Below are 12,078 nucleotides of genomic sequence, written 5' to 3'. Positions count from 1 at the left end.
GGCTTTGTTGCACAAAGCTATTCTTGAAGGTTTCTTCAGCAATATAATTTCCAGATGAAGAAGCCTGTCCCTAAAATCTACCGTACAACCAATTGGTCCTCGTATAACCAAGCTTTAATCAAGCGAGGAAATATTTCAATCTGGTTTGATCCCAAAACTCAATGGTATGCACAGCCACAAGGCAAGCATGGACGAAATCAAACTTATTCCGATACAGCAATTCAATGCTGTTTAATGATCAAATCTCTATTCCGTCTTTCTTTACGTATGGTCACTGGCTTTGCTCAAAGCTTGATTAAACTCTGTGGTTTGAATTGGACAGCACCAGATTATTCCACCCTCTGTAGACGACAAAAGCATATTGATATTACGATAAGCTATCAGAAAAGTCGTGAAGGACTACATCTATTGGTAGACTCAACTGGCTTAAAGTTTTTAGGCGAAGGCGAATGGAAACGCAAGAAACATCAGCCCGAATATCGTCGGCAATGGCGTAAACTGCATATTGGTATAGATGCTAAAACCTTGCAAATACGAGCTGTGCAGCTCACAACAAATAATGTCAGTGATTCACAAGTCTTGGGTGATCTGCTAAATCAAATCCCATCTGATGAACTCATTGACTCTGTCTATACCGATGGAGCCTATGACACGAAATTGTGCAGACAAGTGATTTCAGATCATCATGCACATGCCGTAATTCCTCCAAGAAAAAATGCAAGGCCATGGAAAGATAAGAAATTGGGATCTTTAGAAAGAAATGAACTATTGAAAACAGTCAAACGGTTAGGTAGGTCACTTTGGAAAAAGTGGTCTGGCTATCATCGGCGCAGTTTGGTTGAAACTAAGATGCATTGCATCAAATTATTGGGCGATAAACTCAATGCTAGGAACTTTCAAAGTCAAGTGAATGAGATTCATGCACGTGTGGCAGTATTAAATAAATTTACGGAATTAGGCAGACCTAACACCCAAGTTGTGCCTTGAATTTGGTAGGACTTGGTGAAATCAGCCTTTAAAAGGTTTGTGCAACAAAGCCATTTTTCGTCTAAAATTATCATGGCTAATCATTTTAAACATAATGAAAAATAATGGATTATCAAAAGCTTTGTGTATGAGAAAATTATAAGTATTCAAAAAAATATCGGTATAATCTTTGGCTTACATAACTATGAGAAATTTCTTACATTTGATTAAAAATTGGTCAAAATGTTAATACTATATTTTATTAATATTGTTAAATATTAGTATCTTGTGTTTAATCTGTTAAATTTAAACAAAAGATCATTAATAATTCTTAACATAGGTGCTATTTTTAGTATACAAAATAAATTTGAAATTAAAAATAGCTTTATAAAACAAAAATATGTATCCTGTTTTTTAAGTTTTCTAATAAAGCTTATTCAAAATTCCACTCCCGCATTGTACATACGAGAAATAAATGAAAATCCAGTTGTGCTATGCAAGCCTGCGACAAGGTCATGCAAATGATTTGATAGATGATTTAAGTGATATCTTGTCTATAGCTAGAGAATTTAACTCTAAACATCTCGTCTTTGGTGTTTTGTATTATGCGAATAATGCATTCTTTCAATGCTTAGAAGGAGAGGATTTTATCGTTTTGCCATTATTCGAAAGTATTAAAAAAGACTTCAGGCATAACAATATTATTGAATTTGAGGTCAAAAATATTGATAAATACAACTTTAAAAGTTGGTCAATGAAATACGTTCAAAAAAGTTCAAAAGTAGACATTTTTTTTAATCGTATAGGTTGTGAAGAATTTACTCCCTCGATGATTAATGAGCAAAATTTAAGTGGTCTGCTAGAGGCTTTGTTGAATGAAAACCAGACACGTGTTCGTAAAAAGGTTGGATTGAATCAACGTGGTATCCGACCATATCTATAAATCTAAGAATATCTAATTTTATCTAAAGAATTAATTTCGACCACTTTGAAGAGTTTATTTTTATAATGAATTACTTTATTTATGTATGCGTTGTCTAATTCATCCCATAAGTCGAAGTTAAAGAAATCGGCAGTTTCGGCATAGATCCACAAGTAGTTTGAAACTTTAGCTCTCTTAATAGAATCGTAAGCTGAATCTTTAACCTTTTTTAATTTATGTAGCTTTAATTCTTCATCTTGAAGAATAATCGCTTTAACCTTCAAAAATAATACCTCCAAGGCATATGTCGCAGTTATATGTTATACCTGAGTGATTGTAATGCACATTTCGGAATGTAAAAATGTAAGCCAAAGAACAAGAGCAACTTAATTATAATCTTTGCAGACTACTGCATAATTTTTTTCAAAAAAGCAACTAGCATTTTGATTTATAAAATAATTTTCCTCCTTGATTTTATATTTGATGTAGAAAATAGATCTAATCTTTCATTTTTTTGTTCTGAAAATATTCAATCAGCAATTAAATTTTTGTTATGAAATAAAAACTTGTCAAAAACCTGTCAATAAAAAAGCCACTTTAATAAGTGGCTCTTTTATTTACGGTATTTTGGTGGAGATGGCGTCAGTTGAAGTTTTTTAGTATGTTATTGTTTTATAATTTTATTTTATTTTTGTGATAAGTTGTTGACCCAATTTTGACCCAAAATTTGAGGTTTTAAAAGCTAATGAAAGTGATATTTGCTTAAGAGTGGTGGTAGTCCAAGTATAGACCTAAAGAATGGAGATATGAGAGTATCTAAATGGTAAGTAACAGGAAATAAAATGCGATCATTAGAAATAATACAAGATCTCTATGATACATATCGTTCGTACAGAGTTTCTGAGATTGATAATAGTATTAGCCTTAGTAAGCAGATGATTAAGAGCAAATTGCAAGGTCCTGGTCTTCTGTATTCAAGCATCATCAGAATTGCTGGATCATCTTATGGTCAGAAGGCCTTGTGTTTAATAGAGAATAATCATGTACATCAAGAAGCAATCATTAGTGTTAATTTATCGCTAATGTATGCTGAGGTGGCGATTGACCTTGAGCTCAAGGAGTTTGGTGAAGATCCTTTTGATGAGTACGCAAGCCATAGCTTTAAAAAGAACTTTTCTAGCGCTTCAGCATTATTGTATTGGGCTATACTCATGGACAATCACAATCTTGCCAAGAAGTTAGCGAGACAGGTGATTTACTGTTTAGAACAGAAAACAATTTTGAAAGGTTTTCCTCTAAGTTATGATTATTTTGCTTTATGGGCATACTTCAAGTGGGCAAAGATCGAACCGAGTTTACCATTATTGCTGGAAACAGCATTTAAAGAGTTAACTGATAATTGGTCCGAATCATCACCTAAGCTATATAAGCAAGTTAAGCGAATATGTGATATCCATTGTAAAGAGTTAGTTGATAATGATGGTAAGAAATTCCCTGCGAAGTTACTCTTACCACCTTTAACTCTATTGCCTTTAGAGGTCCATGTAATTAATAAACTGCGTTTATTAGAAGGCTTAGATGCGATACATGTAGATCACCCATTAATGCATACTAATTCTGCAAAAATAAAAGATTTTAAAATAGTGGAAGATGATTTTCTGGAGGAAATTCAGTTATCACTATAAAGATTGATCATAATTTTTAAAATATATGAATTTAATTATAACGATTGAGCAATATAAATATGTGATTTGATTAACATTAAAATTATAGATGAAGATTCGTTTCTCATTTTTGTTTAAATGTAATCTTTTTTAAGTACAATACATCCCTGTCTGTATTGTGTATAAATAATGTAGAAAGTGTATAAGAAATATTTAACAATCCCTCTGGTCATGTATTCGAGTTTGACATATGCTGACGACCAAGTGAGTCAACAGCAAACTCGAGATTATCTTTCGCAGAAACAACAGATTGATCAGCTAACTCAATCCGCTGCACCTTTTATTCAGTTACAACAAACGAATACTCATTCAAGCTATGCTTGGCTACAAAAAGAACCGATTTGTTTCAGCATTACAACTTTAGACGTTGACGTTCCAACCACATATCCCAGTATAAAAACATCAGACTTTAACCGTATCTTCAAAGAACTAAAGTATTCGGAAAATAAAGTCCTTGGACGATGCATTGGTGAGAAGGGCTTAACGGGTGTTGTCAACTATGTCAATCAAAGACTGGTTGAATTGGGATATGTATCCACACAGGTTATTGTACCTGAGCAAGATCTTGAAACAGGCCACTTACGATTAACTTTGATTCCTGGATTAATCGGTGAAATCAGACTAAAGAACAGTAACAATAAAACGCTCAATTACCGCTTACCAATGCAAGCAGGTGACATTCTCAATATTCGTAAACTAGAACAAATTCTAGAAACTTTTGCGCGACTTCAAGGAATGCAAACTAGTTTTGATATTTTACCTAGCCAAAAAAGTAGCGAACATGCTGGTTATAGCGATGTTGAGATTGTTTGGGAAATTCAGGAAAGAAACTTTATTACGGCTGGATTAAATGATGCAGGCAGTAAAAGCTCTGGAAAATATCAAGGCTATGCCAGTTATGCACTCGAAAACCCTTTGAATTCTGCTGATAGCTTATTTGTTTACTATACAAAGTCACTGAATGACTGGAATGTTGACCATACTGATTTTAATAATTTTTTTGTTTCTTACGAAGTGCCTTATCAAAACTGGTTGTTTAATATCAATGCCAGTCAATATACCAATACACAAGAGCTAGAAGGCTTTGATAAGTGGTTTGATTATAAAACTATAAACAAAGATTTTAATTTCCAAATTCAGCGAGAGCTCAGTCGAAGTAAGTTCTATCGTCTTTCAGGATACGCCCAACTCTATCGTAAATCTGCATCTAGCTTTATAGAAGATGTCGAAATTGAAGTACAGCGTAAACGTACCGCTGGTTGGGAGCTTGGCAGTAAGTATCAATTACGACATGGACAGCAAACATTTAATGCTCAACTCAGCTATAGAAAGGGAACAGGCATATTCGGTGCAAGCCAAACCGCTGAGGATTTTACTGGAGAGGGTGACTCTAGAGCAGGGATTTGGAATGCAGCTTTCCAATATGTAATGCCATGGCAAACAGCTAAGCAAAGTTTTATGTATCAGTTAAATTGGCAAGCCCAGTGGAGTCCGCAAAAAGTTGTCAGTCAGGAAACTTTTAATATCGGGGGGCGATACAGTATCCGAGGTTATCGACCTGAACAAAGTATGGTTGGCAATAATGGACACTACCTACAACAAACCATCCACTGGCTTAATCCAATTCCAAATTTCTCACTTTATGCAGGCTTAGATCAAGGGCTGGTGTCTGGGGAAGGAACTCAATATTACTCAGACCGATATCTTCTAGGCAGTGTCATTGGTTTAAGAACTCAATTTAAGCATCTCAATGGTGAGTTTTTTATCGCTCGGGGTTTAGTCGCACCTCAACATATTCAGAAAGATACCATTACTGGATTTAATCTCTCATTCAATTATTAAGCAAATTAACGAATAGAAATATAGGTAAGAAAATGAACAAGCAATTTTATCGCACAAAATTTAATGCAAAACTTGGAACGTATGTTGCCGTTTCCGAATTGGCCAAATCTCATCAAGGTGATACATCCCCCCGTGTTAAATCTACAATTGATCCTCAAAATCAGTGTGGCGGTTCAGAACACATAACAGATGAGACAAATACGGGTCAAAGAACCTTAAGACAATTGGTACTCGCGCTTTCAAGTTTGATGGTGATTACACCGATTTATGCCAATGTTACAGTCAATAAAAATGCAGCTGTGGCTCATCAAGCAACAGTATTGAAAGCAGGAAATGCTGCCAATGTCTGGATTACAGCACCATCAGCATCTGGTGTTTCACGTAATAGTTATACTCAATTTGATGTGAATCAAAATGGTGTAATTCTCAATAACTCTCGCGGTGCAGCCACCAGTCAGATTACCAAAACCTCTATCGCGGCTAACCCAAATCTAGCCAAAGGTGCAGCAACGACAATTGTGAATGAAGTCGTTTCAAGCAATCCAAGTTTGCTACAGGGTAATCTAGAAGTCTTGGGATCAAGAGCGAATGTGGTGATTGCAAACCCAACTGGTATTACTGTCAATGGTGGTGGGTTCATCAATGCTAATCAAGTGACACTTTCGACGGGTGCATTGTCTTATAATAGTGATGGTTCTATTAAGCAGCATACAGTTAAGCAAGGTGCAATCACAATTAATCCTGATGTGAATAAGCGAGGGTTAGGTGGTAATGCAAATAACCCAATTGCATTAGAGTTATTGGGGCGTTCAATTGCAATTAATGCACCTGTCAATGCTAATACGATCACAGCGGTTACAGGAGCAAATACGATCGCTGCTGATACTAGCGAAATTACGACAACGACAGGATCAGGAACGAAACCAACAGTAGCAATCGATGTTGCGCAATTGGGAGGACTTTATGCAAACAGTATTTATCTATATGCCAATGAAGCTGGTGTAGGGGTAAATAATGCTGGCGTGATCCAAGCTCAAAATAATGTAGTGTTAACCAGTAAAGGTAAAATTGAACATCAAGGGACAATTAGTTCAACGAGCAAAACACAAGGTTTAGTGAGTATTAGTACGACTGGTACAGGTGTTGCTGGTGACATCAACTCATCAGGTAGTATTAATAGCTATGGAATTCTAAGCATTGATGCTGGAAATGATATTAATGTTAAAGCAAAAGATATTACACTAAATTATGGTGGGGCAACCTCATCTCCATTAATGTTGAGTGCAAATGGCAACCTGAATGTAGCAGCATCTACTAAAGTGTCCAATCTCGGTTATTTAGGTGATTTATATATAGATGCTAAAAATATTACATTGGAATCTGGATCTGAGTTAAGAAGTAATCGTGGTTCAGCCATGATTCAAGCCAACCAAAATCTTATTTCAAATAAAGGCGGGTTTGTTGCAGCAAAAGATTTAAGCCTTTTTGGAAATACAAACTTAAAGCTTAAGGATACCCGACTACATGCTTCAACGGGTGAAATCAATCTGCAATCCTCATTAAAAGATAGCACTACGAATACCATCAATGTTCAAGGTGGTACTATTTATGCTCTTAAAGGCTTAAATGTATATTCGGATCAAGATATTACGTTAAATAATATTAATTTCTTGAAAAAAACAGACAGCACGTTGGCACAGATCAATAGTTTGAATGTCTATGCGGGGAACAATCTTAACTTTAGTACCACGAGCCAAGAACTACCTTATACATCAGGAAAAATTCAACTTGGGGCAGGGAATGCACTTACACTAGTAGGCAAAGATGCAAGCTCGAAATTATCAGGTGGAGGTGGATTAAGTCTTTCTGGAAAAAGTATTCAAACTAAGAATATTTACATGACAGGTTCAGGGGCGAATGGGGTTGATATTGTCAGTAATGGTGGTGATATCGTACTTGAACAAGGGAGTCGGTTCTGGGGGAATACTGGAGATATTAATGTCAATGCAATAGGCGGAAGCATTACTGCGAATAGCTTAAAAGCAGCGACAGGTGGAAAGGTTTCAATCCTGGCAAGTAAAGACGTTAACTTAAATTCTACTCAGAATGTTAGAAGCATTTACTCTTACGAGACAAAGACGACCGACAAAACCAATATTAATGGTAGTAAGGGTGTGATAGTTGGTACGACTGGGGATGGTTTAATTAACATTGCTGCTACTGATCTATCGGCAGCTCAGGGTGAGATAAGTCTTATAGGTGGAAGCGGAGTAAATTTACTGCCTAATATAGATGTCACTGTTCATAACGATGATGAAGGTAGAGATCAAGTCGTAACGAATGTTTTAAATGGTCAATCAATTTCAATAGAAAATAATAAATCCAATATTCAAATAGCAAATACACGACTAACCGCAACTGCTGGTGAGCTTAAAATTAATAATAAAACAGGGATGACGACACTAAAAGATAGTGTGTTGACTTCGAAAGGAAATACTGAGCTGCACGCAAAAGATTTACTTACTTTGCAAGGGGTAACGGCAACCTCTGATCAGCATTTGGCCTTGAATTCTGGACGTACGGTTTATATCAATGCGGAATACACGCCAGCAACAAAATGGATTCCAAATAAAACCACTAATCTAACATCTAAAGGTGTTACTTCTGTCACTGCTACGGGGAATCAAGTACTGCAAAATGCCACGATTACAGGTGGTGCTGTTTTAATTGAAGCAGGTGGTTTTATTCTAGACAATGCTGGAATGAATTATAGAGCTATCGGTAGTGATTTATTAAAAAATGATGCAAAACTGAATAGTCTTAATGGTGATTTAAGTATTCAAACGGGTAGTAATCTTACTATTGATCCTTTAAAGCATAAGTTATCTGCAGTAGGTGATATTGATTTAACTTCAAAGAACGGTATTTTAACTTTAAAAGGGTATGGCGGAAAAGCAGGGATTGGGTCGGAAAAGATTTTAACCTTAGAAACAAGTAATGGAAACATTCATTTAGATGGTCAGAGTGTTGTCATACAAGGTTCTACATTAAAAGGCAAAAATATAGATATTACATCAACAAAAAATGACCTCACGATTGACAGTGTGAAGAATGAACTGATTTCAAGTAATTCTGCTAGCAATCTTGAGTATTTAAGATTGATGAAATTTGTGAATGATCAACAGTTAGCAACTTTAAATAATCCATCCTCACCATCGATGATGATTATGACTTCAATTTATGGTCAAGAGGGTATAAGACAATTTAAGAATGAACTTGAAAATGACGGTAAACAAATTGCTGATGATACTAGGTTTTTTTCTTCCAATTTAAATGGGTATGAACATGTTGGGGCTAAGTTAATTGCTTCAGGGGATGTAAACTTATCTTCCAACAGAGGCGTATTGGTTCGAGGGTCTCACTTGGAATCTTGGGGCAAGATGCTTATAGAGTCGAAAGGTACACTAGAGAAAGCTTTAACGTCCAAAGATGTGGCAGACCAAATCGATGCAGGTATTTTGATTGATGGTCATGTAGATAGTTATGAGTTAGGAAAAGAGGGTGACTCAAATTATTCAGTAAAGGAGTATTTTAGAAAGCCTCTAATTTTGGGCACTAAAGGTGTAGATATTAAAGTTAATGGGGCTAATCTAACAGACAATTTAGTGATTCAGGGGGCCATTATTAGTGCTTCAGAAGGAAATGTGAATTTAGATAGTACACATGATCTATCATTATTAGCGGGACAAGATCAAACTTACGACAGAAAAACAAATATAACGAGAAAAAGAAATTTCTTCGGGAAAAAGAAAACAATTGAAACGGTGATTCAAAAGCAAAATATATCGTCTCAACCAGTAGAAATTAGTGCAAATAATATCAATATAAAAAGTAAAGGTGATTCAGTCCTGTATTCAACGGTAATGAATGCAAATAATGGCGGTAATATTGATATTCATGCGAAGAATCTCAAATTACTTGTGACAGATGAGTTGAATCGGAAAGAAACCACAACAAGAAAGAAATCTTCGTTTTGGGGACTGAAATATAATGACTCAAAATCAAATAATAGCTACAAAGAATTGAGTCAATTACCCGTAAAAGCTAAGGCTGATTACATCAATACAAGGTCTGACTTTGATACGTTGATTCAGGGTTCGGAGTTCAATTATCTTAAAGGCGCTACGATAACGGCTGGAGGCAATATTGTTATTACTCCTGCTACGAGCAGAGTTGAGCAATCCATTCATAAGGAAAAAAACTCAGTTGTATGGCAGTCAATGCAAGATAAAGGCTCTATTACAGAGACAGCGCAACTGCCAAGCTTTAATGGGCCAGTAGCACCAAAATTTGAAGCGAAGGGGGGATTAACTGTTCAGGTACCTGTAGTTTCTGGTAAAAATAATGATGTAACTGCTGAGATTATAAAGCTTTCCAAACAGCCTGGTAATGAATATTTAAAAAGCCTTATTGCTCGAAAAGATGTGAATTGGGAAGCAGTAAAACTGGCTCAAGAGAATTGGGATTATAAATCTCAAGGGTTAACAGGTGCAGGGGCTGCGATCATTGTCCTTATCGTGACAGTATTAACTTCTGGTGCAGGCACAGCTGCTGCCACTTCTGTTACCTCCGCGACAGGAGTTGCATCATTAGGTGTTGGTGCTCAGGCGGCTGTTACAACATTAGCTTCTCAGGCAAGTGTTAGTCTGATTAATAATGGTGGAGATATCACCAAAACTTTAAAAGATCTAGGTAGTAAAGACTCTGTACGAAATCTAGCAACAAGTGTGGTAACTGCTGGGCTGTTGAGTCAAGTTGGTGCCTCTTTAAATCTTAAACCTGACAGTGCCTATTTTCCTGATCGTTTAATGAATAACTTTACAAATACAGTTGGTTCGACTTTAGTACAAACGGCAATTAATGGTGGAAATTTACAGGATAATCTTGAAAAAGCTTTATTAGCAGGATTATCTAGCTCATTACAAGGTGAATTAGCAAGCCAAATTGGTACAACTTTTGGACAACTCGAGCCCGGTACGCTTGAATATGTGCTTCATAAAATAGCCCATGCCGCAGCGGGATGTGCAACAGCGGCAGCTGCGGATTCAAGTTGTGGAGCAGGTGCAATTGGAGCTGGCGTAGGTGAGATTGTTGCAGCGCTCATGATTCCTGAAGGAAAAACAGCGCTTGATTTAACGGAGGCTGAAAGAAAGAGTATTACAGATACTAGTAAAATTGTAGCAGGTACAGTTTCCGCATTTGCTGGATATGATGTTATTACTGCCGCTAATAAAGCAGAGATAGCAGTTGAAAATAATACACTAAAACCATTAAGTACAGCTGGAAAAGCCGTTTGGAAGACTGCTAAAGCGATTAAAGCAGAATTAGATGCAGGTAAAAAACTAACAGCAAATGATATACCTGGCCTGTTAAAAGATGTTGTTAAAGGTGAAATACAGAATGGTGGAGACAGTATTAAGACAATACTTGATCCTAGTGCAACGGCTGCTGAAAAATCATTAGCAATCCTTGATTTAGTTATTGGGGTGGATCTTAAGGCTGGGAAAAGTGTTGATGTATTAAAAGTCGATCAGAAAGTTATTAAGAAAAATATTAATCAATCACCTAAATTTCAAGGTGCCAGTAGTGCAACCTTAAATCGAATAGATAACATTTTATCGACATCTACCAATACTACTTCTGGAAAGGGCGTTCTAAATTACACCCAAGATGCAAGTAGAACTCGATTATCAGATTATAAGTTATTAACTGTTGGTGGACAGATAGTTAAAGATACAGAAAATTTCAAGATGTCAGTGCTACAAGATGGGACTAAAGTTATCTTTAGGCCGAGTACAACAGGGCCTAAAACAATTGAGATTCAGAAATCGAATGGACAAAAAGTGATGGAGATTCGCTATGAAAGATAAACCATGGATTGAGGATAACGATCCTTTAAAAGGGAGTTATGATTTACTAAGTAATAGTGAATTAATTAGTTTTCTTAAATTATTCAATGAATGGAATAATTGTGAAACCGAAGTGGGGGAGGATATGACTCAAATTAAGTCAGGAGAAAAATTAATAGATTTTTTTAATTATTCGAATGATAGTTGTTATCTCTCGTTATTTGAAAAATTGTGCTCAATAATGGGTGGGGATAAAGAGAGTGTTTATTGGATCCCAATTAGTGATAGTAAAGATATTCTATTTCAATCCTTTGAACCTTTAATGATCGCTAAAACTTTGATGAAAAAGGAAATACTAAGATCTGTGAGTAGCTCATTTATGCAAATGCTAAATGGTGGTTATATGCTATTTGATAGTAAATCTAGGTTCATAGGAATAATTTTAGATGGATACTATATGTTGGTTTTTATAAAAAAAGCATGTATGAACGATACTTTAAACCAGTATGTAGAAAACTGGGAAAAACTAGATCAATTTTTAGACCCATTGTTAATGCAGGACCTGAGTAACCGTGTAAAAAATATATAATTCGAAAACCTAGCTGTAAAATATATAATACTAATGAACCGTCCTTCCGTAATTAAATATGGAGGGACTGATTTTTAGAGTTAATTTTTTTATTAATTGAGCTGTACTAGCTCAAACCTGATCTGA

The 12,078-nt window shown here is 35.8% G+C and carries 7 protein-coding genes; 6 read left to right on the top strand and 1 reads right to left on the bottom strand.

Annotation, left to right across the window (positions count from 1 at the left end):
• The first annotated feature begins 54 nt into the window (after positions 1 to 54).
• Together B4237_RS12660 and B4237_RS12655 are read left to right on the top strand one after the other, a co-directional pair.
• Complete coding sequence (locus B4237_RS12660) at positions 55 to 987, top strand: IS5 family transposase (protein WP_286943411.1); 933 nt, start codon at positions 55 to 57, stop codon at positions 985 to 987.
• Positions 988 to 1,441: 454 nt separating this feature from the next.
• The gene (locus tag B4237_RS12655; RefSeq protein WP_007481279.1) at positions 1,442 to 1,909 is read left to right on the top strand and encodes a BLUF domain-containing protein; all 468 of its coding nucleotides are present in this window, start codon (positions 1,442 to 1,444) and stop codon (positions 1,907 to 1,909) included.
• Between the two features lie 2 nt (positions 1,910 to 1,911).
• Here B4237_RS12655 and B4237_RS12650 read toward each other — a convergent pair whose 3' ends face one another.
• Positions 1,912 to 2,172: a hypothetical protein gene (locus tag B4237_RS12650; RefSeq protein ID WP_278596355.1), complete on the bottom strand. Its 261-nt coding sequence runs from the start codon at positions 2,170 to 2,172 to the stop codon at positions 1,912 to 1,914.
• Between the two features lie 558 nt (positions 2,173 to 2,730).
• Between B4237_RS12650 and B4237_RS12645 the strand changes: the two genes are divergently transcribed.
• The 4 genes from B4237_RS12645 (at position 2,731) to B4237_RS12630 (ending at position 11,952) form a co-directional block, all read left to right on the top strand.
• Complete coding sequence (locus B4237_RS12645) at positions 2,731 to 3,573, top strand: hypothetical protein (protein ID WP_278395809.1); 843 nt, start codon at positions 2,731 to 2,733, stop codon at positions 3,571 to 3,573.
• A gap of 243 nt (positions 3,574 to 3,816) precedes the next feature.
• Positions 3,817 to 5,454 (top strand): ShlB/FhaC/HecB family hemolysin secretion/activation protein, encoded by a 1,638-nt coding sequence (locus tag B4237_RS12640; RefSeq protein ID WP_278596354.1) that lies wholly within the window; start codon positions 3,817 to 3,819, stop codon positions 5,452 to 5,454.
• Between the two features lie 32 nt (positions 5,455 to 5,486).
• Positions 5,487 to 11,384 carry a DUF637 domain-containing protein gene (locus B4237_RS12635; protein ID WP_278596353.1) on the top strand — a complete coding sequence of 1,966 codons (5,898 nt, stop codon included), beginning with the start codon at positions 5,487 to 5,489 and terminating at the stop codon, positions 11,382 to 11,384.
• The gene (locus B4237_RS12630; RefSeq protein WP_278596352.1) at positions 11,374 to 11,952 is read left to right on the top strand and encodes an FAD-binding oxidoreductase; all 579 of its coding nucleotides are present in this window, start codon (positions 11,374 to 11,376) and stop codon (positions 11,950 to 11,952) included. Before B4237_RS12635 ends, B4237_RS12630 begins: the two co-directional genes overlap by 11 nt.
• The last annotated feature ends 126 nt before the right edge of the window (positions 11,953 to 12,078 follow it).

The sequence above is a fragment of the Acinetobacter sp. UBA6526 genome (assembly GCF_002434875.1).
Lineage (GTDB): Bacteria > Pseudomonadota > Gammaproteobacteria > Pseudomonadales > Moraxellaceae > Acinetobacter > Acinetobacter venetianus.
The sequence above is the reverse complement of the archived record's forward strand: the minus strand, read 5'-3'. Positions and strand labels throughout refer to the sequence as shown.